Here is a 22,974-nt window from a genome sequence, read left to right as displayed (position 1 = left end):
CAAGCTCGCTCCTGCAATTTTCTTATCCAGGGACGCGTGGCCAACGAGTTTTTTTATCATGCAAAGGAGAGCAAGATGAGCTACTTGACGTTCGAACGATAGGTCGCAATCGGCTGGCGTGAATGCAGGGGCCGGAGGAGGCGTTTTGAAACCGTTCCCGCCTGGCACTTCAACGCTGGACCTGTTCCTTCAAGCATGCCTGCCACGCCGTGACGCGGTTCCGCCCACCTTGACGGAAAGAGCAGTCATCCCGGGCATTCCCAATGCGCGTTACAGGCTGGACCACGACCTGACCCCGTTCATGCAGGATGCAGTTGAGTCCAACAAACGGGAGAGCGAGGTGCTCGCCAAGGCCGGAAAGCCGAACGACATCCTGCCGCTGGCAAATATGCTGGCCGTTTCGGGCGGCGGCGATGCCGGCGCATTCGCGGCGGGACTGATTGCCGGATGGACCACCCATGGGACACGGCCCATGTTCAAGGTTGTCACGGGCATTAGCGCTGGCGCCCTGGTCGCCCCGTTCGCTTACCTGGGGCCTGAGTACGACGGCGTGATTCGGTATGTTTCCAATGCAATCGGTCCAAAAGACATTTTTCATTCGCGAAGTGTGCTGACCCGTCTTGCCAGCGACGGGATAGCGGACAGCAAGCCACTGGCGCGGCTCATTGCAAAATACGTCACTGCGCAGATTCTGGCGGCGATCGCCACGGAGTACGCCAAAGGACGGATTCTGTTGATCGGCACGACTGACCTTGATTCAGGACGGCCGGTCACGTGGAACATGGGTGCCATTGCCTCAAGCAACGCACCGGGAGCGCTCGATCTCTTTCGCAATATCATGCTCGCGTCGATGAGTATTCCCGGTGCAGTCTCACCCGTCATGATCGACGTGGACGTTGATGGCAAACAGTTCCAGGAAATGCACGTGGACGGCGGGGTCATCACTCAGGTGTTTCTTTACCCACCCACCACCGTGATGTCGCTGAGCAAAGCCGTCGGAGCACCGTTGCGATTCGACCGCCACTTCTATGTCATCCGTAATGGAACACTGGAGCCGCAGTGGTCCGGGACCAAGCGCCGGACCTTGAGCATCGGCGGTCGAGCCATCAGTGCACTGATCCAGACTCAGGGGATCAGCGACCTGGAGCGGATCTACCGCATGGCGCAGCAGGATGGTGCGGATTTCAGTCTTGCGTACATAGGCTCCGACTTTTCCTTTGCGCACACTCGCAAGTTCGATGGCGAGTACATGAAGCGTTTGTTCGATTACGCCTTTCAACTCAGCGCGAAGGGGTATCCGTGGCATAAGTCGCCGCCCTCGGAAAACACTCAGCCACGAAACCCTCGCTGAAGACGACGCTAGCCTTTACCCCCTGGAACACTGCCGCTGTTATCTCCCTGGTTATTGTTGACCTTGACCTGAGGGCCGACGCCATCTCCCGTACGGAATGTCGGTAACGCAACCGAGTCCACGAATTTCACCCCGTCCCAGCTGGGCAAGGGCGTGGGCATCAACTGGAACTGGCCCGGGTGCTCGGAGTCCCAGCGCAGCAGCATCGAGCTGTCTTCATGTTGTGTGTTGTGGCAGTGCTCCATGTAGGTACCGGCAAACTCACGGATATGCATGGCCATTTCGACGTTGTCGAGGCTGTCAGGATCGGGGCCTATACGGTAGATGTCCTTGCGCGCTCCTTTTTCCCATTCTGGGGGGGCTTTGCCGCCTCGACTGAGAATGATCCCTTCCTCGAAATGCACATGCACCGGGTGATTCCAGCCATTGCCACCGTTCTGGATCTTCCAGATTTCCAGCGTGCCTTCACCCTTGAACCCGGCCGGTGTCGGGCCAGTGGCCAATTGTGGCGCGGCTGAAATCCGGCGCGGGTCCATGTTGAAGCCTGGGCCGCCGTCGGTCTTGATCGTCCAGGGCGCAAAATCGGTGCCGTCGGAACGGCCAAAGATAAAGGTGCGGTGCCGCGCCTGGGCAATCCGGGCGATATCGGCGGGGTCATCACGGTGCAAGGGCAGCGGGATCATGAACTTGCCCTCGGGCTTGCCAGGTTTGGCGGGCTCGAAGTCGACCGGATTCATGCTGACATCCTGGCCGGTGTAAGGCTTGACGTTCAGTTGCATGAACCTGCCCACGCCCGGGTCACCCTTGTCCCACTGTGGTCCGTGGCTGGTTTGCCTGACGACGGGCAGGTACTTCTCGGAGAGCACATCGGCCAATGGAATGTCACCTTTGGGACGCTTGCCGTCTTCATGCTCCTCGATATTGACGAAGAAAATCTTGTCGCCCGGCTTGATGCCGTTTTTCGCGAAATCGATGACGATGTCATAGCGTTCGGCGATGCCCTGCATCGGCAAAATGCCATTGTGGTCCTGTTTGTCGCCGTCGCCATTGAGGTCCAGGCTGCCATCGAACGGCACTGCGTGTTCCATGATATTGCCGTCGTTGGCAATCATGTGGAACGGCACCCGGTTATAGGAAACCCCGGAGTTTTTCGGGCCGGGAAACTCGCCACCATTACCATTGACCTGACGCACCACCGCCAGCTTGAAGAAGCGCGAAACCGATCCGTTGAGAATCCGGAAACGGTAGCGGCGGGCGCGTACGTCGAGGAAGGGCTTGTACTCCCAGTTGACCAGTATCTGGTCACCGAGAAAACCGTCGGTGTTGAAGGGGTTGAACCACAACTGACCGGCCTGGTCCCAGGCCTTGTCGGCGATGGTCAAGTTGATGTCATAGTCACGGTTACCCCAGCCCAGTCCCGAACCGCTGGGCAAGCGCAGGTTGACCCCGTCGTTCACCGACTCGTTGCCACGGTCCACGGCGCTGTAGTAGTTCATCATCGTCGCATTGCCCTTGTAGACATTCTGCGCGGTGAAATCGAGCATGTGGTCGTGGAACCAGTGGGTGCTCATGGTTTCGCGCCAGTCACCGCGGATCTTGATGGTGCCGTGGTTGCAGGTCTTGAGGCCGGGATTGGTGTCGTTGACGAAAAGGGTTTCGCCAGGGTCGCAGGGGAACGCTGCCCGTGCGTCCTCGGCCTTGGTATTGATGGAGTCGTAGCCGGCCAACTGGATCGGCCAGCGATAGTCGTAGTACTGCCCGGGGAAGAAGAACGCGTTGGTAAAACCGTCGCTTTCCGCGGGTGAGTGGCCGTTATGTTCATGGGTGGTGATGGTGTGCAGGCCAAAGCCGCGGTTGGCCGACGGGTCAATGGGCAAGGCATCGTAATGACGCATCAGCATCGCCTGGCCATAGCGTACCTGGAGCAGTTTGGGTGGAAAGGTGCCGTCGAACGTCCACAACGCGTTATGGTCCTGGACAGGGAAGTTGGGGTGAAACTGCACCTGAATGCCCTTGGTGGTGCCCTCATTGGCCGGGCTGCCGTTGGTGTTGTGATAAAGCCCGCCTGGCGCGAATTCCCCCACGGCGTAGTTATGCCGTTGCATGCGATCACGCAAGCCACTGTTGACGTGCGCACCTGCTTGCACCGTCTTGAAGGCGTTGCGCGGGAAAAACTCGTTGTAACGCTGGTGCGACCAGCCTTTTCCCGGTGGCCGGCCTTCTGCGGGCGAACTGACCCGGCGATTGAGGAAGTCCTCGATCTGCGCCTTCCAGGGGTTGTAGTCCAGCACGTTGGAGTACTCGGTCGGGAAGGGCGTCAATGCCGGCTGCCTCAAAAAGGCATCCAGCGCATCCGGCGACGGACCGCTGCGCGCCACTTTCAACGGATCTTGCGCCGGTGCGGGGCCCACCGTCGGGACCGGAAACGGAACGGGTGATGGCGGGTCGGCCGCATCCAGTTTGTTCGAGCCGAACTCCTCGAACAGTTCAAGCTTCTGTGAGAACGGTTGAGCCCCGAACACCGGGCTGGCATTGCCGTTGGTGGGGATATTGAAGCCGGTTTGCAGATTGGGTGGCAGCGCATTGTCGGCCAAGGGTGTCTTGCGGTCACCGGCCACGCCATTGGGCAAGTCGAAGGCGCTGACGTTTGCGCGAGGCTGCTTGAGCAAATTATTCAATGCAGCCTTGGGGTCGGCGGGTGGATTGGTGAGCGCCGATGGGTCGGTAGGCGGCGGTGGATCGGTGTTGTCGAGGGGGACTGCCTGGGTCTGGGACAAGCCCAGCCCCAGCATGATCGCGGCCGCAGAAATATTCAGCGCCAGCCTGGTTTTGGACAATGGGCCAGGTTTCAACCTTCCGGTATCCGGTTTCATCGCACACACCTCTGAGGGGTTCCTCGGAGTTTGATTCCGAGCCTGGAGGGTGACGACGCAACTTTCTTGCCAGAAGTGACAGGAAGTGAGAATTAGTTCCAGCACCGCGCTTCCTGGTGTGCCGGCGTTTAACGAGCGCATGAAAAACCGGGTTTAAAGCCCCTGTGGCGGGGAGTATCCCCCCCAAAACAGGGTGTACATATCCATTCCTACGGTAACGGACCTTTGTTTCGCGGAAGTACACGGGGCCTGACTGTAGGCGCTGGCTTGCCAGCGAAGACGGCGGTCCAGTCAACAAAGATGGTGCCTGACCCAACGTCTTCGCGGGCTACTCCATGACCGGCGCCGGCTCTTCACTGGCCTGGATTTTCGGGGGTTTGATGATCAGCAACAGCGGCATCACCGCCAGTGACAGCACCATCAGCAGCTTGAAGTCATCAAGGTAAGCGATCCAGCTCGCTTGCACCGTGACCATGGCGTCGAGTGTTGCGCGCCCGGACGCGACCATCGGGTCCAGGTAACTTTTTATCGGCCAGGCCTCGAAGGCCCGGTTGAAAGGCGTGACGTAGGCACCGATCTGCTCATGGTTAGCCTGGATGTTCTGGGTCAGCAGCACCGTCACGATGGAGATCCCGACGCTGGAGCCGACATTACGCGCGAGGCTGTAGAGCCCGGTGCCTTCTGCGCGCAGGGAAGCGGGCAAGGTCGCGAAGGCCACGGTGGTCAATGGCACGAACAGCAGGCCCAGGCTGGTGCCTTGAATGAAGCCGACATAGATGATGGTTTGCATCGACACATCAGGCGTCCAGCCGGTCATCAACCCCATCGACAGTGCCGACAATCCCAGGCCCGCCAGCAGCAACAGGCGGGTATCGACCTTGCCCAGCAATTGACCGGCAAGAAACATGGTCAACATCGTCCCCAACCCGCGCGGGCCCATGACCATGCCGGCGGTCAGCACCGGATAGCCCATCAGGGTTTGCAGGTAGGGAGTCATCAGCGCCAGCGAGGCCAGGTAGGTAATACCGACGATGAAAATGAAGATCACGCTGATCGAAAAATTACGATCCCTGAACAGTTTCGGGCTGATGAAGGGGGTGTCGGTGGTAAAGGTATGGACCACAAACACATACAGGGCGACGGCGGCCACGATGGCTTCGATCAGGATTTCACCGGACGCGAACCAGCCCAGTTGCTCGCCTCGGTCGAGGAACAGTTGCAGGGCCATGATCGCTACGCTCAACGAACCAAAGCCCAGCCAGTCGAGGCGTGACGAGGTGTCGGTCGAGGTTTCGCTGACGTAATAGACGATCCCGGCCAGTGCCAACAGGCCAATGGGCAGATTGATGAAGAACACCCATCGCCAACTGAAATGCTCGGTCAGCCAGCCACCGAGCATCGGGCCCAACACCGGGCCGACCATGACGGACACCCCGAACAGCGCCATGGCCGATCCGCGTTCCTTGAGGCTGTAGATATCCAGCAGGATGCCCTGGGACAAAGGCACCAGGGCTGCACCGGCAAGTCCCTGGAGCAGGCGGGCGAGGATGATTTCTTCCAGCGACTGCGCCAGGCCGCACAGCATCGACGAGACGACGAAGCCGATGATGGCCCAGATCAGTACGCGTTTGCGTCCGAAGCGCCTGGCCAGAAAGGCCGAAGGCGGTGTCATGATCGCAGCCGCAACAATGTACGACGTCAGCACCCAGTTGATCTGGTCAGAACTGGCCGAGATGCTGCCCTGCATGTAGGGCAGGGCGACGTTGGCAATGGTGGTATCCAGCGCTTGCATGATCACCGCCAGCACGACGCAGGCGGTGATCATCCCGCGATGAGCCACCGGTTCTGTTGCCACCGCACTACTCATGGGCGGTGGTCTTGGCCAGCAGCCCCGAGAACGGCAGGCCTCGAGCCGAACCGGTATCGATCTGTGCCTGCACACTCATGCCGGTACGCAGCGGCGGTTTCTCATCGGCATCGTCGATGCTGATGCGCACGGGAATCCGTTGCACGACCTTGACCCAATTGCCCGTGGTGTTTTGCGCAGGCAACAACGAGAAGCTTGAACCCGACGCCGGGCTGATGCTTTCCACGGTGCCGTGCCACTCGACACCGGGGTAACTGTCAACGCTGATTTCCACAGGTTGACCGGGCTGCAGATGGGTCAGCTCGGTTTCCTTGGGCGACGCCGCGACCCACAGGTGATCGGCCGACACCAGGCTGATACCCGATTGCGGTGGTTGCAGGTAGGAACCGACTTGCAGCGAATCAACGTTGGTCACGATCCCGTCGAACGAAGCCCTGACCACCGAGTTGTTCAAATTGCGCCGGGCTTCGTCGACGGCAGCCTGGGCCTGTAGATACGCGGACTGTTGTTCGACCGGGGTTTCAATATGTCCACCCAATTGCGCCAGCACCATTTGTGCAGTGGCTTTGGCCACGGTGATTTTTTGCCGGGTGCTGTCCAGCGCATGTTTGGCATCGTCGTAATTGGTTCTGGACACCGCGGAAACGCCGAGCAGGGTTTGCTGGCGCTGGAAACTGGTCTGGTAGTACGCGAGGTCGATTTGTGCCTGATCGATCTCGGCCAGCGCCTGGTTGTAATTGGCCTTGAGATTGAGGATCTGATTGCGCACGTTGCCCAGTTGCGCCTGGGCACTGGCCAACGCAATCTGGAAAGGCTCGGGCTTGAGGGTGAACAGCACCTGCCCCTTGACGACCCGCTGGTTGTCTTTGACGTCGACCGAAGCGACGAGGCCCGAGACGTCCGTGGATACGCCGACATGATCGGCTTGTATGTAGGCATTGTCGGTGGAAATGATTTGCCCGCCCGTGACATACAGATAGCCGCCGACCAGTAGCGCGAGGGGCAGCAATGCAAAAAGCGCCATTCGCAGCCGCCGGCGTTTCGGGTGGGCAGAGGGCACATCGCTTTGGTCGTTCCCGGTCTGCCCGAGGTCCGGTTGACGCGCCTCGGTCGAGGCAGGGGATTCGAGTCGTGACGTCGCCGGTTTCATGGATGGCCCGGCAGGGGACTTGAGACGTTGATCAGTCATGACGACGCGACTCCTCATCGATGGGAAGGCTGCAAGCCTGAATCAGGTTGGACCTCATCCGCTTCATCATCTGCAGCAGCAGTTGTTGCTCTTCTTCAGAGAATCCGTCCGTGGCTTCCATCCGGGTGGCTTTGCCCATCTCACGCATGAGCTGCAACAGCGGATGGGCCTGCTCCGTCAAAAACAGCAAGGACAGGCGCCGATCCGTGGGGTGACGGCGTCGCTCCACCAGACCGCGCTCCGCCATCTTGTCCAGCAGGCGCACGAGGGTGATCGACTCCAGCTCCAGCAAATCCGCCAGCCCTTTTTGGTGGATACCTTCATGGGTCGACAACATCGCCAGAACCTGCCACTGCGAGCGAGTCAGGCCCACATGCCGCGCGCGCTGCTCGAATCGTTTGCGCATCAACCGGGCGCTGTCGTGCAGGGCAAAGCCCAGTGTCAATGTGTCTGTCATGTCGGGGCCGATGGCTAAGAAGTTAGCTCATGATAGGTTAGCTTGTAATTAGCAGGCTATCTAAAAATGCGAAAATTTTAATGTATTTGACCCATTGCTGCCTTTCGGGCTTAGCCAAAAGCCAGGGCTCTGGTCGCACACATTTGAAATGCGCGGCAATGCTCGCCACAATCGCGCCCCGATCCGGCCACAGGTGCCGGACGTTCGTGGTGAAAAGGGGCAGCCGTTGAACGAACAGACATTGTCCATGCGCCTGGAGCGCGTGGCCGGGCATGTGCCCGCCGGTGCACGCCTGGCCGATATCGGCTCCGATCACGGTTACCTGCCGGTGGCGTTGATGCGTCGTGGCGCCATCGCGGCGGCGGTGGCCGGCGAGGTGGCATTGACACCGTTCCGCGCGGCCGAACGTACCGTGCGCGAGAACGGCCTGGAGCCACGGATCACCGTGCGCCTGGCCGATGGCTTGGCGGCGATCGAGCCGGCAGACGGGATTACGGCGATCAGTATCTGCGGCATGGGCGGCGAGACGATCCGCGACATCCTCGACAGCGGCAAGGCGCATCTGAGCGGGCAGGAGCGCCTGATCCTGCAGCCCAACGGCGGCGAGCAGCCACTGCGCCAATGGCTGATGGACAATGGCTACCGCATCCTCTGCGAGGAACTGCTGCGGGAAAACCGATTCGACTACGAAATCATTGTCGCCGAGCGCGCCGGGCCGGTGACGTATACCGCCGAGGAACTGTACTTCGGCCCGCTGCAGATGCAGGCCCGCAGCCCGGCATTCCTGGCCAAGTGGCAGCGCCTGCTGCGCCAGAAACAGAAAACCCTAACCAGCTTCGCCCGGGCGCGGCAGGCTGTGCCCGAGGAAAAAGTGCAGGATGTCGCCCGGCAGGCCCGGTGGATCACCGAGCTGTTGGCTTGAACCCGGCCCAGGGGGAATCCACGCGCCTGTTCACTGCTTGTAGCCAATCTGGCGCAACAGGTTCCTGCGCCACAGAATGTCATCGTCGCCTTCAATGTCCTTGGCACAGAAGCCATCCACGACGCCCAGGATGGCTCGCCCTTGTTCCGTCTCGGCGAGAATCACTTCAGTCGGATTGGCCGTTGCACAAAAAATACGGCAGACCTCTGGCACCATTTTGATGGTGTTCAACACGTTCAGCGGATAGAAACCGTCGCCCAGGAAAATGATGAAGCTATGGCCCGCGGCGATGGCTTTCGCATTCTTCTGCGCCAGTTCGATCATTGAAGTATCGGTGCCCGACCATCGCACCAGGCACTTGCCGGAGGCCTCACAAAAGGCCACGCCAAACTGGATACCCGGCACCGTATTGACCAAGGCTTCGTGGATATCCTCGACGGACTTGATGAAGTGGGTCTGACCCAGAATGAAGTTCGTCTCATCCGGCTTTTCGATTTTCCACGTGATGAGTTGCATCTCGAACGCCTCCTTTCACAATGTGGCTGCCAGAGTCGGGTAACAGAGCAAGCATAGCTACTCAACGGGCCACTGATTGCCTTCGGGCCGCCTTATCAAACCGGCCGGTTGAGCACCAGCAATCGTGCTGCCAATGCCGTCTAAGGGCTGGATTTGATAGCAACAGTCCGGTGTGGGGAGGGCGCCCCTATGCCTGGAAGAATCGGTCAGGGCGGCATGGACCAAGGTCAGAAGAGGCCTTGTCGTCGATGATCTCTTCACTGGCAAGACGGCCCACGATCGCCGCCAGCGTGACTCCCGGATGCATTGCGCACACATACACGCCGCCGATATCGGGTAGATAACCGATGATGGGGGTGCCATCGACAGGCATGGGTCTGAGTCCGACGCAGGCCAATTCCGGTTCAATGGAAATGAACCCATGGAGTTCGCTCCGGATGGTTCTGGCGGTTCGTAGCGCTATTGCTGCTGGACGGTTTTCCAACGCGTCGTCCAGGTAATCTTCCGCCGCCAGCAACGTACCCTCCGCACTTTGCCTCACTTCCATTTCAGGGCTGGAGATGAGGGTGTGCACGAGATCGGGTTGTGACGGGTAGCGGATGAAGATAGCCGGAGAGGCCTCTATGGGCAGGGACACGTTTAGCGTCTCCGTCAACCTGGAAATGCCGGTCCCGGCTGCCAATACGACAGTGTCGGCCTCGATGATGCCCTTCGCGGTTTCGACGCCGGTCACCTTTGTGTTCTGAGTGGTAAAGCCGAGAACCCGAGTCTGTGTGAGCACCTTCGCCCCATGAACCCGGGCACCTGCAATCAAGGCATGGGTGGCTTGCACCGCGTCAAGCGCGCCTTCTTCGGCTGCATGCACAGCATGTTCAGGAGGATTCTTGAGGTTTGGCTCAAGGCCGAGAATTTCAGGACGGGATACCTGGGTTAGCAAAGACTGATTACCTGAGGCTTGCAGCACTTCCTCCAGGTTCGTGCTGTAAGACAGGGCGCCTGTCCATCGTACCTTCACGTCAGGCAGCTCCGTTTCCAGTCGGCGGTACTCGTTGATGGCTGCACCGCGTAATGACGCGATGGAATCGGGCCCACTGTGCGAGGTGTTGATCCAGGCGAATGAGGTTCCAGTCACGCCGGACGCAATACCTTCAGCCTCGACCACGGTGACATTCGCGCCTTTAGACGCCAGGTGATACGCCAGGGAGGCGCCGACTATGCCTGCTCCAATCACTATGACTCGTTTGTCTACGCCATTCGCCATATCAACCTCCCTATTGTCGATCCGGCTGCCATTGTGAGTATTTTGGGAGACCTTCCCCCTCCAGCCACGCTACGTCATGCTCTGTCCAGATGTGATATTCGGGTCTGGAGCCAGGTTCCTCGTCCAACGTAGCTACGCGCACGATCATTGCACTTGAGCCGTCACGCTCAGCTGCAAGGTGCGATCCGCAGTGGGAGCAGAAGTGTCGGGTCTTCCCGGGAGATGACTCGAAAGCCCTCAATGCGTCTTGGCCTTGAGTCCATCTGAAATGCTCTCTGAGCACGCCAGCGGTGGAGACGTAGGCAGCGGCATGGGTCTTGCGGCAGGTGATGCAATGACAATGGCTGATAGGCATATCGATGCTATCGATCTCATAACCCACAGCCCCACAAGCGCAGCTTCCTTTCATTCATCCTCCAATGTCGTCACGGTGCGAACATGATGGTCGCCATCGTAAACCGAACCAGGCAGTGGCTGGAACGCTGCGTGGAACCTGTCCCTGCGACATCATGCTTTGGATAACTGATCTCGCTGCTGAATCAGATTTTGCTGACACACCACTCGTGGCGAGGGAGCTTGCTCCCGTTGGACTGCGCAGCAGGCCCCTTCTTTTTAAGCAGAGAGTCGGGTAGCAGACCAAGCATCGCCACTCAAAAAACGCCTGGCGTGTGAACCAGGACTAACCGTTAGCCGTTGGGCGCAAGCAGATCCAGTGGGGCGGGGTGTGATAACTACAGCTCGCTTCACTCCAACAGCGAAGCTTTCTTGAGCAGGTCGTAAAGCCCTTCAGGTACTAGCGGTGATTCAGCGGTGAAGCTGGAACTGGAGCACCACGTCGCCCTGAACAATGCCCCGTCGCTTTCATGGCCTTGCAGCCAGGGTTTCTCATAGGCGTCTGCGTCGTCAAACCTTGCATCGTAGACCTGGACGATCTCGTGTCCCGGCTTGCCCGCGTAGGTGAAAATACTTTCCAGAGTGCCAATCAGTCGAACGTCGCTGATCGAAAGGCCCAATTCTTCCTGAACTTCCCGGACGATGGCATCGACACTCCTTTCGCCGAATTCAATGCCGCCGCCAATGGGGCGAAAGAGCGTGCGCTTTTCGACGGCATCGGTGAATCGGTTGACCAGTATTTTTCCGTGGTGGTGAAAGATGCAAAGAGCGAGGGGGCGTATGCGGTGTTCAGGCACGAGTAAAATTCCCTTTTGACGTGAGGGCGCAGAGGGTACTGCATACCACCCGTCGTTGGGGCCAGTCGCGAGAAAATGGATTAGGATTCTCCGAGACCGTAATGGAACCCCACCACTCAAGGACGCGACATTTATGGAAACTCCCTTTTCTCAAATCAGCGAGCGTTTGCACAACCGCCGATTCACGGTAGCGGGCAATGCCCAGGGGCTGTCCGGTGCGGGCACAGTCTTTCATTACAAGGTCGAGCAAGATGCCATTTCGGGCACTTACCAGGGCGGGCGGATCCGCATCGGCAATCAAGTCGGGCGCGTGACGGGCCCCGATACCGTTGAGCTGCTTTTTCAGTGTTTGACGACGGAGGGTGAGATTCTTTCCGGTTGGTCGCGTGGCACGGTGGGCGTTGATAACGCGGGACGTACCACGCTGAGCTTCGTATGGGGGTGGCTGTCGGGTGCGACTGGCGGAGGGGAGTCGAGCTACGTTGAGCTTGTCGCTTAGCGTTGATCGTTGCGCGAACATCTTTCAGGAGAAAAAACAGGGCATGTGTATCGCTGTGTATCCGAACCCCCTGTACGGAGACTCGCTTACAAATGCCCCTCGATCCGGATACATCCGGGATACACGGTTGCAGTCAAATAGCCCTGCCTCAGCGAGAAAGCAAACGCACTCGCACCACGGCTTATCGCCCTTGTGGCATGACCCTTAGCGGCCTGGCCGCACACTGTATCCGGAGTAATAACCATGTCCCGTATGTCGAACAAATCCCGTATTGGCCTGATCGCAGTTGCACTGGCCGGCAGCTTGAACCTCGCTTCGTCGGCCTTCGCTGCTGACGCACTGCCACAAGGCTACCAACTGGCCGCGGCGGAAAAGACCAGTGAAGGCAAGTGTGGCGAAGGCAAGTGCGGTGCCAGCGAAACCGGCGCCAAGGTCACCAAGGCCGGTGAAGGCAAATGCGGCGAAGGCAAATGCGGCGACGCTTCCTTCGCCCGTACCGACACCGACCACGACGGCCGAGTTTCCCTGAAAGAACTGCTGGCCGTGGCCCCACAGGGCGGTGAAGAATTCAAGGCGATGGACACCAACGGTGACGGCTTCCTCTCCGAAGGCGAGGTCTACAAGTTCCGCACCAACCAGTACATCTCCAACGGCAAGAAAGTACCGACCGAACTGTTCACCAAAATGAGCAAAGCCCAGGGCTGATGGTGCTGAGTGAATCCAACCTCCCCAGGTTCGAAACCGGGGAGGTTTTTTTATGCCTGCACAAATACCCGATCAGTCGAAAGCACGGCGGTAGGCAAAAATCCCGGGTAGCCCACCCGTCATTACAAACAGCAGGTTGCTGCCCGCCGGGTAATCACCCCGGCGCACGGCGGCGAGCAAACCGGCAAACGCCTTGCCGCCATAGACCGGATCGGTGAGCAGGCCTTCATGGGACGCCAGCAGGCGCACGGCCTCGAGCATGGCTTCGGTCGGTGCGCCGTAGGCTTCGCCGCGTTGGCTGCCATCCACCTTGATCGCGTTTTCGGCCAGCGGAGTGGCGCAGGCGAGGAGCTGCAGCACCTGCCGGGTTTTTTCCAGGGTCAACGTCGACGCTTGTTCTTCGGTTGCCAATACCGAGTAGCCGGTGATTTTCGTGGATGACCGGGCCAGCGTGACGCCGGCCAGCAATCCCGAATGAGTGCCGGCGCTGCCGTTGGGAACGATGATTTGGTCGAACTGGATGTCGAGCGCATCCGCCTGGCGCAGGATCTCGGCGGCACAGGCGGCATAGCCGAGGCTGCCCCGGGGGCTGGAGCCGCCCAAGGGCATGACGAAGGGTTTTTTGCCTTGGCGTTTGAGTTTTTCGAGCAACTCGGCGGCGTAGGCATCCGGTGCGGCGCCGGCGGCCAGCCGATGAATTTTTGCGCCAAACAGGGCGTCCAGTACCACGTTGCCGTTATGGCAGAAGTCCTCGTCGGTACGTACGGCCGAGGGGGTCAGAATCAGTTCGCAAGCCAGGCCCTGGCGCGCCGCGACGGCAGCGGTCAGTCGTGCATGGTTGGATTGCAGGCCGCCCCAGGTCACCAGGGTGTCGGCGCCCTCGGCCAGTGCTTCGCCGAGGAGGAATTCCAGTTTGCGCAGCTTGTTGCCGCCACCGCCGAGACCGGTCAGGTCATCGCGTTTGACGTAGAGGTTGCAGCCGTTCAGTTCGGGCAACTGGCTCAATCGCGACAGCTTTTGGATCGGTGTCGGGCCTTCGAGCAAGGTCGCCCGGGGGTAGGCGGCGAGGGCAGCATCGAGGTGGGTCAAGTCGTGGGGCATGAAGGAGCACTCTTGGCGTGAGGGGACGGAGTGGATCGATCACTGTAAGAAGCCGTGGTTTGAAGATATACCGTCCTCCCGGAATTACTCTTGATACACCGTGTATCAAATGTCCCCAATCCCTTGTGGGAGCGAGCCTGCTCGCGAAGAGGCCGGTACATCCATCACATGCTCTGTGGTTGGAATACCGTCTTCGCGAGCAGGCTCGCTCCCACGAGGGATTAGATACAGTTCTACGTATCCAATTTACAGATAACACTTGTCTATTTAATTCGTTTCTTTAGATATCACGCTCGCGCGTAGAGTCAGCCCAACTGAAAAACAGAAGGGATGGACAGCGTGAAGAACTATGCCGATCGTAATCTTCCCTATTGGCGCCGAAACCTGGCCGTTTGCGTGTTTGGCTCATTCACCACGCTGGTGAGCCTGAGCATGCTGCTGCCGTTCCTGCCGCTTTACGTGCAACAACTGGGCGTCACGGCTCAGGCCGACGTGGTGCAGTGGTCGGCGGTGGCCTTCGGTGCGACGTTTTTTGGCACGGCGATTACCGCGCCGTTGTGGGGCCGGCTGGCGGATCGTTACGGTCGCAAGCCGATGCTGATCCGTGCGGCCATCGGCATGGCGATTGTGATGTCGCTGATCGGGCTGGCGCGGGACGTCACCGACCTGGTGGTGCTGCGCCTGGTCGCCGGGCTGATTGGTGGTTACGCCTCGGCGTCCATTGTGATGATTGGTTCCCAGGTGCCGCGGGAGAAAGCGGGTTGGGCGCTGGGCATACTCTCGACCGGCGCCTTGTCCGGCAATTTGATCGGGCCGCTGGTGGGTGGGTTTTTGCCGCAACTGGTCGGGATTCGCGGCACTTTTTTTGTCGGTGGCGCAATGATCGCCGTGGCGGCGATCACCACGATTGTGCTGATTCGCGAAGATTTCGAGCGCGGGGTGGACGGGGTGCGGCGCGACAAAAAAACTCAAGGGAAGGGTGCGGGGTCACGCTGGCCGATCATTGCTGCGTTGCTGATGACAGCGATGATGGTGCTGCTGGCCAACATGTCGATTGAGCCGATCATCACCGTCTATATTGGTCACTTGGGCGTGGCCCTCGACGATCAGGCGCGGATAGCCGGGGTGGTGATGGCCTGTTCGGCACTGGGAAGCATATTGACCGCCGCCAGGCTGGGGGCGCTGGCTGATCGTGTCGGCAGTTGGAACGTGATCATCGGTTGCCTGGTGTTGACCGGTATCGTCATGGTGCCTCAGGCCTTCGTCACGCAATGGTGGCAACTGGCGGTGTTACGCGGCTTGATGGGCATGACCATCGCCGGGCTCTTGCCTGCGATTGCCAAGTTGATCCGGCAGTCGGTGGAAGAACACAACACCGGGAAAATCCTGGGCTACCTGCAATCGGCGCAGTTTTCCGGGCAGGTAATCGGGCCGCTGATCGGTGGCCAGATCGGCGCGCATTTCGGTTTGCACCACGTGTTCCTGGTGACCGGTGCGTTGCTGGTGCTGTGTGCCGGCATCAACGGCTGGGTGAAGCGCCGGTTTTTCAATGTAACGCTGTCATGTAGGAGCGTTACAGGGTAGCGGCGGGCAGGGCAGAGACGGCATCAAGCCTTACGCTGTGCAGAAATGTGGCCAGCGCGCTGGAGAAATAGCCGTCGATGCGCCGCACGAACACCGTCTCCACTTCCGCCAGTTCCGGCGCAAGCTCATGCACCGCCACCAAGCCCTCGCGGGCCGCGGCGGCCACGACGCCCCGAGGCAACAGCGTGACCCCGACCCCCGCCGATACACAGGCAATGATGGCTTCGATCGAGCCGAATTCCAGCGGCTCGGGGGCGACGATACCGAGGCTGGTCAACAGTGTGTCGAGGCGTTGGCGGTAGGAGCAGCCGATGCGAAACACCACGGTCTTCAGATTCTCGACCGCAGCGACATCATCCAGGCTGCGCAACGCAGGCGAGGTGACCAGCACCAGCTCTTCGCGAAACGCCTCTTCGCTGTGCAGTTCCGGGTGATTGACCGGTCCCGCGACGAACGCGCCTTCGAGCTTACAGTCGATGACACCCTGGATCAGGCTGCACGTGGTGCCGGTGCGCACCACCGGGCGAACCTCGGGGTAAGCCTTGGCGAACTGGGCGATCAGACGTGGCAGGCGCAGGGCCAAGGTGGTTTCCAGTGTACCGATCTCCAGCACGCCTTTGGGATGGCCGTCATCCCGGGCGGCGCTGGAGGCATCGAGCAGCAATTTCGAGAGCCGTGCGGCGAAGGGCAGGATGCGGCGGCCGGCGGGTGTCACCTGCACACCCTTGGCGCTGCGTTGAAACAGCGTTACCCCAAGTTCGTCTTCCAGCGAGCGAATCCGCGCCGAAACGTTCGACTGGACAGTGTTCAGCTCACTGGCGGCCTTGTTCATGCTGCCGTGGCGCGCGACGGCAGCCACCACCTTCAGATCCGCTACATCCATCGAACTCACCTATCTCTAAAAGTAATAACTGATGCTCAGGCTAAAGCTTCATTGAGATTAGTGTCAGAGGGTCGGGAAGGCAAGCAAGAAGGGGATGCTGATTCACAAAAAGCGATCAACTGAATCACAAATGATCATTTTACATGATCAATAGCCGGGCATAGGTTGAAGGGGCACAGATACCGCAGCCAGTGGCGGATCGAGTCTTCGAGTCTGAGGCTGTGGAACAACAATAACGTCACCACTGCAACACGGAGTCAACGTGAACCATGCAACCGAATCAGCCAGAATTCGCAATCATCCCCGTTACAAGGAGCTGGTCTCGCGGCAGCGACGATTCGTCGCCGGCCTTACCGCCGCCACCCTTGTCCCGTACTTCACGTTCATCCTCGTCGCCGCTTTCGCCCCCCACCTGCTAGCGACGAAGCTTTCCGCCACCAGCATCATCAACATCGGCTGGCCGCTGGGCCTGGTGTTTATCGTCGGCGCCTGGTTGTTCACCGGGCTGTACATCCTGCGGGCCAACGGCGAGTTCGATGAGCTGACCGCACACATCCGCGCGGGGGCGATCGTATGAAACGCCTCCTGCGAAACCTCATCCTTCCTGTTCTGCTGAGCACACTGGCGGCGCGCGCCATGGCCGGCGACGTGCTGCAGAGCGTCGAAAAGCAACCGATCAACATCACCGCGATCAGCATGTTCCTGGTCTTTGTCGTAACGACCCTCGGCATCACCTGGTGGGCCGCTTCCAAGACCAAATCCATGGACGATTTCTACAACGCCGGCGGTGGCATCACCGGCTTCCAGAACGGCCTGGCGCTGGCCGGTGACTACATGTCTGCGGCGGCGCTGCTGGGCGTCACCAGCATGATCTTCTTCAACGGTTTCGATGGCGTGCTGTACTCGATCAGTTTCTTCGTCGCCTGGCCGTTGCTGTTGTTCCTGTTCGCCGAGCGCATCCGCAATCTGGGGCGCATCACCCTGTCCGACATTGCGTCTTTCCGCCTCGATCAAAACCGCATCCGCACCATGACGGCCTTCGGCTCGCTGACGGTGGTGTGCTTTTACCTGGTGGTGCAGATGGTCGGTGCCGGGCAACTGATCCAGCTGTTGTTCGGCCTGCCTTACAACTACGCGGTCGTCGCCGTCGGTTTGTTGATGGCGGTCTACGTCACCTTTGGCGGCATGGTCGCCACCACTTGGGTGCAGATCATCAAGGCCGGTTTGCTGCTGTTGGGCGGAACCTTGCTGGCGTTCCTGGCGCTGAGCAAGTTCGGCTTTTCCTTCGACCTGTTGTTCGAGAAAGCCGTGGCCGCGCACCACGATGGCGAGAAAATCCTGCTGCCGAGCAAACTGGTGGCCGACCCGCTGTCGCTGATCTCGTTGTCACTGGGCCTGGTGTTCGGCACGGCGGGATTGCCGCACATTCTCATGCGCTTCTTTACCGTGCCGGACGCTAAACAGGCGCGCAAATCGGTATTCGTCGCCACGGGCTTCATCGGCTTCTTCTACTTGATCGTCGCCGTGCTGGGCCTGGCCGCCATCGTGATCGTCGGGCAGGATCCGGCCTTCTACGAGTCGGGCAATCTGGCCGGCAAGCTCATCGGCGGCGGCAACATGCCGGTGATGCACCTGGCCAAGGCCGTGGGCGGCGATCTGCTGCTCGGCTTCATCTCCGCCGTGGCGTTCGCGACGATTCTGGCGGTGGTGTCCGGGCTGACCATGGCCGGCACCTCGGCGATTTCCCATGACCTGTACGTGATGGTGGTCAAGAAGGGCAAAGCCGATGCCCGGGACGAGCGCCGAGTCTCGCGGATCGCCTCGGTGGGCATCGGCATCGTCGCCGTGGTGCTGGGGATCCTGTTCAAGGATCAGAACATCGCCTTTCTGGTGGCGCTGACCTTCGGCGTGGCAGCTTCGGTCAATTTCCCGGTCCTCGTGCTCTCGATGTACTGGAAGGGGCTGACCACCCGTGGTGCATTGATCGGCGGTGTCGCCGGCCTGATCAGCGCGGTCGGCCTGGTGATTCTCTCGCCTGCGGTCTGGGTCAAGGTGCTGGGCAACACCGACGCAATCTTCCCCTACGACTACCCGGCGATCATCTCGATGAACGTGGCGTTCTTCTTCACCTGGCTGGGCTCGGTCACCGACCGCAGCCACAGTGCAGGGCTTGAGCGCGAGCGTTTCGACGACCAGTTGATCCGTGCCCGGACAGGGCTCGGGGCGGCGCAGGCCGTCAATCACTAAGACCTTCGCTCCCAATTTTTTTGCGACCTCTGCAAAAGGAGTCAGCCATGCAACTAAGAGACAATGGCCTGAGATTTTCACCCATCACCATCGCATTGCACTGGGTCGTGGCGTTTTTGCTGCTGGCAATTTTCATCCTTCAAGTGTTGATCGGCCACGCGTCCAGTGCGGCACTGCAGCAGGAACTTGGCAGGGTGCAAAACCTGCTGGGCCTGATGCTGTTCCTCGTTTCGATTTATCGATTCTGGGCGCGGATCAGCGCTTACCATCCGCTGCCGGTGGGCACTCCCAACCCCATCGAAGTGATCATCAGCCGCTCGGTGGCGGTGTCGCTGGCCTTGGCGATGGTGCTGTTGCCCATCGCAATTTGGGCTTCGCGCGCTGCGGCCGGGGACGTGGTGGAGCTGCCCGGCGGTTGGTGGATTCCAAGCCTGCTGCCCGCCAACGAGGCGTTGAAACAGGTGGTCGATGGGCTGTTCGATATCGGCGCCACGGCGTTTCTCGCCGGGCTGGCGCTGCACATTTTCGGCGCGGTCAAGAATCACTTTCTCCTGAAGAACAACACGCTCAAGCGGATGCTTGGCAAACATGTGGAGCTGTGAGTCATGAGCGAATTCGATTTTGCGGGTAACGCCGTCACCCGGCTCTGCGGCGTGAAGTACCCGATTTTTCTCGGTGGCATGGCGGCGATTTCCGGTCCGCAACTGGTCGGGGCCGTGGCCAATGCCGGGGGCATGGGCGTGATTGGCGGCTTGCGTTTGCCGCCCTTGGCCTTGCGTCGCTGGATTCGGGAAACCCGTGCGCTGACCGACAGGCCTTTCGGCGTGAATCTGGTGCCGCAGTTCGGCGGCCCGGATGTCTTCGAAGCGCAGTTCCAGGTGATCCTCAAGGAGAAGCCCAAACTGCTGTCGCTGTTTTATGCCGAGAAGTATTCCGCCGATATGATCCCCCGGGCAAAAGACGCCGGGATGGTGGTCATGGTGCAGGCGGGGTCGGTGGAGCTGGCCCACATTGCCATCGCCCAGGGTGCCGACATCATCATCGCCCAAGGCAGTGAAAGTGGCGGTCACCTCAATCGCGGCACCATTGGCATCATGCCGTTGTTGACCTCGATCCTCGGTGTTTGCGAGGGACGGCCGGTGCTGGCTGCCGGTGGTATTACCCATGGCGACGATGTTCGGGCGCTGATGTCGCTCGGTGCCTCGGGGGTGGTGGTGGGCACGGCGTTCATTGCCACCGATGAGTCCAACGCGCATCCGCTGTACAAGCAGAAGATCGTCGAGGCGACCACCGATGACACCGAGTACCGCACCGGCTATTCCTTCGGCTGGACCTACGGCACACCGCACCGGGTGATCCCCAACCGGGACAAGTGGAACCTGCTGCGCTTCATCGGTGGCGGCGCCCGGGCCATCGACAAGCCGCGGATGGCTGAAAAGCTGTCGCTGTATGCGGGGCAGGGCGTCGGCAAGATTCACAGTGTGGTGCCGGCGGCCGAGCGGGTGGCGGAGCTTGCTCGAGGCGTTTCGATAGCACCGGGTCGGTTGGAGATTGGCGTCACCGACTATGCCGCGACGGGGCGAATTCTCAACGAGCAACGAAGAACGCTCGGCTGGCAATAATCCCCTGTGGGAGCGAGCCTGCTCGCGAAGACGGCGGCACAATCAACATCAATGTCGACTGACCCGGCGCTTTAGCGAGCAGGCTCGCTCCCACAGTTTTGATCTTCAGTGAACGCGAATCCTGCGACCGACAGAGATCCCCTGTAGGAGCGAGCCTGCTCGCGAAGACGGTGGAACAGTCAACATCGATGTCGACTGACCCGACGCCATCGCGAGCAGGTTCGCTCCCACAGTTTTGATCTTCAGTGAACGCGAATTCTGCGACCAACAGAGATCCCCTGTGGGAGCGAGCCTGCTCGCGAAGACGGCGGCACAATCAACCTCGATGTCGACTGACCCGACGCTTTCGCGAGCAGGCTCGCTCCCACAGTTTTGATCTTCAGTGAGCGCGAATTCTGCGACCAACAGAGATCCCCTGTGGGAGCGAGCCTGCTCGCGAAGACGGCGGCACAATCAACATCAATGTTGACTGACCCGGCGCTATCGCAAGCAGGCCCGTTCCACAGTTTTGATCTTCAGTGAGCGCGAATTCTGCGACCGACAGAGATCCCCTGTAGGAGCGAGCCTGCTCGCGAAGACGGCGGCACAATCAACATCGATGTCGACTGCCCCGGCGCTTTCGCGAGCAGGCTCGCTCCTACAGTTTTGATCTTCAGTGAACGCGAATTCTGCGACCAACAGAGATCCCCTGTGGGAGCGAGCCTGCTCGCGAAGACGGTGGCACAGTCAACCTCGATGTCGACTGCCCCGACGCTATCGCAAGCAGGCTCGCTCCCACAGTGGTTATTGGTGTTACTCAAACCGTCGCCGGTCGCGCAATCTGCTGTTGCGCCAAACCAATGAACGCACTCATCGCCGAGGTGATCATCGAGTCGTTGCGGCGGATGAACACGGTGGAGACGTTGGCGAACTCCGGCGGTAGCGTGTGCCAGCGAATCCCGTGGCGCACACTGCAGTTTTCCGCAATGGCCTTGGGCAGCAAGGTCACGCCCATACCCGCCGCGACACACGACAGGATGCCGTCCAGAGTGCCCAGCTCCATGATCTGGTTAGGCACCAACCCCACCTGATAGAACCAGTTTTCCAGGGTCGAGCGATAGAAGCAGCCCGTGCGGAACACCAGCACCGTCTGCTGGGGCATTTTCTCCATCAGCGCGGGCAGGGAATCGAACTGGTTACTGCTCACCAACACCAGCTCTTCGCTAAACACCTCTTCCTGGGTCAGCGCCGAGTTCTGGTGGAAGCCACCCACAAAGGCACCGTCGAGCCGATGCGCTTCAATCGCCTTGATCAATTCCACCGTGGTGCCGGTCAGCAACGACAACTGCACGTCAGGATATTGCTCGCGGTACTTGGTCAACACCTGAGGCAAGCGTATGGCCGCGGTGGTCTCCATCGAGCCCAGCCGCAATAGGCCCGTCGGGCTGCCGGTGTCCATCAAGGCGCTGCGGCTTTCTTCGGTCAACTGCAGGATGCGTCGCGCATAGCCGAGGAACGTCTCGCCCGCCGACGTCAGCACCACCCCCGACTTCTTGCGGATAAACAACTCGCGATTGAGTTCCGCTTCCAGCTCTTTCACGCGCATGGTCACGTTGGACTGCACCGTATTCACCTGCAACGCCGCGGCGGTGAAGCTGCCCAGCTCGGCCACGGCGCAGAAAATCTTCAGTTGGCGCATTTCCATGATCGTCACCATCCATCATAAAAAGTGATTATGGGCATATTCAACGATCACTTTACGACCAGCGACAACGATTAGTAAAGTGACCGAAACCGGATAATGAGCGCCGTTCGATCCATGACACTGACTTCGAAAATTGACCACGTCTTCGCCGGTGGCCTGGGGGTATTGCAGCCCGAGGGGCAATGCACGGGCATCTTCAAGCGGCGTCACGAAGGTCCCGTCCGCGTAGAGCTGCACGGGATCGTCGGTGACCAGCACGGCGACACCCGGGTACACGGCGGTCCGGAAAAAGCCGTGCATCAATACGCGGCGCAGAACTACGCGCGCCTGGCCCAGGCTTTTGCCCACAGCGCCCCGCAACTGGTGGCGGGCAGCCTGGGGGAGAACATTTCCGCGTTCGGTCTCTCTGAATGCAACGTGCACATCGGTGATGTGTTCCAGGTCGGCAGCAGCGTGTTGCAGGTGTCCCAGCCGCGCAGCCCGTGCTGGAAGATCAACCACCGTTTTGATGCCGAGCACCTGTCAATGTTCGTTGCCAGGGAGCGCATCACCGGTTGGTATTACCGCGTTCTTCAGCCGGGCTTCCTGCAAGCGGGGGACGGGATCGAACTGCTGGAACGGCATACCGAGCATTTTTCCATCGACCGGTTCTGGCAGGTGCAGCTGTCGCACCGGCCGGTGATCGATGATCTGCTGGCGCTGGCGACCACCCGAGGCCTGGCCGAGGACTGGAAGCGGCGATTGTCCGAGCGGGCGAAGTATCTGCAAAAGCGCGTCGCAAGCGGATCCTGATTCTGCTCGCGGATGCGACCTGACTGTTTTGAATGCCCCCGATTCCTGTAGGAGCTGGCTTGTCGGGTCGCCGCATCGCAGCGGCGGCCTGACAGCCGACCTGAATGCTGTTGACCGCGTACATATCCATTCCTGCGGCAACGGCCACTGACGGTTCCGCCCTGACAGTCTGTAGGAGCGATGCTTGGTCTGGGCGGCGTTCCGATGAAAAACGTTCGGAAAACGCGGTAC

The 22,974-nt window shown here is 60.0% G+C and carries 21 protein-coding genes; 10 read left to right on the top strand and 11 right to left on the bottom strand.

The window, feature by feature from the left end:
- Nucleotides 1–145 precede the first annotated feature (145 nt).
- Nucleotides 146–1,351 carry a patatin-like phospholipase family protein gene (locus LAB08_RS16960; protein WP_096510641.1) on the top strand — a complete coding sequence of 402 codons (1,206 nt, stop codon included), beginning with the start codon at nt 146–148 and terminating at the stop codon, nt 1,349–1,351.
- A gap of 8 nt (nt 1,352–1,359) precedes the next feature.
- Here LAB08_RS16960 and LAB08_RS16955 read toward each other — a convergent pair whose 3' ends face one another.
- From LAB08_RS16955 to LAB08_RS16940, 4 genes are all read right to left on the bottom strand, one after another.
- Nucleotides 1,360–4,224: a multicopper oxidase domain-containing protein gene (locus LAB08_RS16955; RefSeq protein ID WP_096510643.1), complete on the bottom strand. Its 2,865-nt coding sequence runs from the start codon at nt 4,222–4,224 to the stop codon at nt 1,360–1,362.
- Nucleotides 4,225–4,552: 328 nt separating this feature from the next.
- Nucleotides 4,553–6,091 carry a DHA2 family efflux MFS transporter permease subunit gene (locus LAB08_RS16950; protein ID WP_096510645.1) on the bottom strand — a complete coding sequence of 513 codons (1,539 nt, stop codon included), beginning with the start codon at nt 6,089–6,091 and terminating at the stop codon, nt 4,553–4,555.
- Nucleotides 6,084–7,280 (bottom strand): HlyD family secretion protein, encoded by a 1,197-nt coding sequence (locus LAB08_RS16945; RefSeq protein ID WP_096510647.1) that lies wholly within the window; start codon nt 7,278–7,280, stop codon nt 6,084–6,086. The genes LAB08_RS16950 and LAB08_RS16945 overlap by 8 nt, the downstream gene beginning before the upstream one ends.
- Nucleotides 7,273–7,737, bottom strand: coding sequence for a MarR family winged helix-turn-helix transcriptional regulator (locus tag LAB08_RS16940; protein WP_096510649.1), 465 nt, complete (start codon nt 7,735–7,737; stop codon nt 7,273–7,275). The genes LAB08_RS16945 and LAB08_RS16940 overlap by 8 nt, the downstream gene beginning before the upstream one ends.
- Nucleotides 7,738–7,963: 226 nt before the next feature.
- Here LAB08_RS16940 and LAB08_RS16935 point away from each other — a divergent pair, with 226 nt between their 5' ends.
- A complete protein-coding gene (locus LAB08_RS16935) occupies nt 7,964–8,659 on the top strand; it encodes a tRNA (adenine(22)-N(1))-methyltransferase (protein ID WP_301943426.1) in 696 nt (231 codons plus the stop codon).
- A gap of 30 nt (nt 8,660–8,689) precedes the next feature.
- Here the strand turns inward: LAB08_RS16935 and LAB08_RS16930 are convergent, their stop codons facing one another.
- From LAB08_RS16930 to LAB08_RS16915, 4 genes are all read right to left on the bottom strand, one after another.
- The gene (locus LAB08_RS16930) at nt 8,690–9,175 is read right to left on the bottom strand and encodes an adenosine-specific kinase (RefSeq protein WP_096510653.1); all 486 of its coding nucleotides are present in this window, start codon (nt 9,173–9,175) and stop codon (nt 8,690–8,692) included.
- A gap of 187 nt (nt 9,176–9,362) precedes the next feature.
- Nucleotides 9,363–10,436 (bottom strand): NAD(P)/FAD-dependent oxidoreductase, encoded by a 1,074-nt coding sequence (locus LAB08_RS16925; protein WP_096510655.1) that lies wholly within the window; start codon nt 10,434–10,436, stop codon nt 9,363–9,365.
- Nucleotides 10,437–10,446: 10 nt separating this feature from the next.
- Nucleotides 10,447–10,845 carry a GFA family protein gene (locus tag LAB08_RS16920; protein ID WP_096510657.1) on the bottom strand — a complete coding sequence of 133 codons (399 nt, stop codon included), beginning with the start codon at nt 10,843–10,845 and terminating at the stop codon, nt 10,447–10,449.
- A gap of 334 nt (nt 10,846–11,179) precedes the next feature.
- On the bottom strand, nt 11,180–11,626 hold the full coding sequence (locus tag LAB08_RS16915; protein WP_096510659.1) for an NUDIX hydrolase: 447 nt from the start codon (nt 11,624–11,626) through the stop codon (nt 11,180–11,182).
- A 133-nt stretch (nt 11,627–11,759) separates the two neighbouring features.
- Here LAB08_RS16915 and LAB08_RS16910 point away from each other — a divergent pair, with 133 nt between their 5' ends.
- On the top strand, nt 11,760–12,125 hold the full coding sequence (locus LAB08_RS16910; RefSeq protein WP_096510661.1) for an avidin-fold protein: 366 nt from the start codon (nt 11,760–11,762) through the stop codon (nt 12,123–12,125).
- 243 nt (nt 12,126–12,368) lie between these two features.
- Nucleotides 12,369–12,830, top strand: a complete 462-nt coding sequence (locus tag LAB08_RS16905; protein ID WP_096510662.1) for an HvfA family oxazolone/thioamide-modified RiPP metallophore — start codon at nt 12,369–12,371, stop codon at nt 12,828–12,830.
- 72 nt (nt 12,831–12,902) lie between these two features.
- Here the strand turns inward: LAB08_RS16905 and LAB08_RS16900 are convergent, their stop codons facing one another.
- Nucleotides 12,903–13,931: a D-cysteine desulfhydrase family protein gene (locus LAB08_RS16900; RefSeq protein WP_096510664.1), complete on the bottom strand. Its 1,029-nt coding sequence runs from the start codon at nt 13,929–13,931 to the stop codon at nt 12,903–12,905.
- A gap of 339 nt (nt 13,932–14,270) precedes the next feature.
- On the opposite strand from LAB08_RS16900, the gene LAB08_RS16895 reads away from it, so the two are divergent.
- The gene (locus LAB08_RS16895) at nt 14,271–15,515 is read left to right on the top strand and encodes an MFS transporter (RefSeq protein ID WP_254007466.1); all 1,245 of its coding nucleotides are present in this window, start codon (nt 14,271–14,273) and stop codon (nt 15,513–15,515) included.
- Here LAB08_RS16895 and LAB08_RS16890 read toward each other — a convergent pair.
- Nucleotides 15,505–16,398, bottom strand: coding sequence for a LysR family transcriptional regulator (locus tag LAB08_RS16890; RefSeq protein ID WP_096510668.1), 894 nt, complete (start codon nt 16,396–16,398; stop codon nt 15,505–15,507). The genes LAB08_RS16895 and LAB08_RS16890 overlap by 11 nt on opposite strands.
- Nucleotides 16,399–16,660: 262 nt before the next feature.
- Between LAB08_RS16890 and LAB08_RS16885 the strand changes: the two genes are divergently transcribed.
- From LAB08_RS16885 to LAB08_RS16870, 4 genes are read left to right on the top strand one after another with little or no spacing between them, the layout of a single operon-like run.
- Nucleotides 16,661–16,975: a DUF485 domain-containing protein gene (locus LAB08_RS16885; RefSeq protein ID WP_096510670.1), complete on the top strand. Its 315-nt coding sequence runs from the start codon at nt 16,661–16,663 to the stop codon at nt 16,973–16,975.
- On the top strand, nt 16,972–18,645 hold the full coding sequence (locus LAB08_RS16880) for a cation acetate symporter (protein WP_096510672.1): 1,674 nt from the start codon (nt 16,972–16,974) through the stop codon (nt 18,643–18,645). Before LAB08_RS16885 ends, LAB08_RS16880 begins: the two co-directional genes overlap by 4 nt.
- A gap of 47 nt (nt 18,646–18,692) precedes the next feature.
- Nucleotides 18,693–19,247 carry a cytochrome b gene (locus LAB08_RS16875; RefSeq protein ID WP_096510674.1) on the top strand — a complete coding sequence of 185 codons (555 nt, stop codon included), beginning with the start codon at nt 18,693–18,695 and terminating at the stop codon, nt 19,245–19,247.
- 3 nt (nt 19,248–19,250) lie between these two features.
- Nucleotides 19,251–20,267: an NAD(P)H-dependent flavin oxidoreductase gene (locus tag LAB08_RS16870; RefSeq protein WP_096510676.1), complete on the top strand. Its 1,017-nt coding sequence runs from the start codon at nt 19,251–19,253 to the stop codon at nt 20,265–20,267.
- Nucleotides 20,268–21,063: 796 nt separating this feature from the next.
- On the opposite strand, the gene LAB08_RS16865 is transcribed toward LAB08_RS16870, so the two are convergent.
- Entirely contained in the window at nt 21,064–21,951 is an 888-nt protein-coding gene (locus LAB08_RS16865; protein ID WP_096510678.1) for a LysR family transcriptional regulator, read from the bottom strand.
- A gap of 96 nt (nt 21,952–22,047) precedes the next feature.
- On the opposite strand from LAB08_RS16865, the gene LAB08_RS16860 reads away from it, so the two are divergent.
- On the top strand, nt 22,048–22,743 hold the full coding sequence (locus LAB08_RS16860) for an MOSC domain-containing protein (protein WP_254007465.1): 696 nt from the start codon (nt 22,048–22,050) through the stop codon (nt 22,741–22,743).
- Nucleotides 22,744–22,974: the final 231 nt, after the last annotated feature.

Origin of the sequence: Pseudomonas izuensis (assembly GCF_002356535.2) — a bacterium.
GTDB lineage: Bacteria > Pseudomonadota > Gammaproteobacteria > Pseudomonadales > Pseudomonadaceae > Aquipseudomonas > Aquipseudomonas izuensis.
Note: the sequence above shows the minus strand (reverse complement) of the source record. Positions and strands in the feature narration are given on the sequence as shown.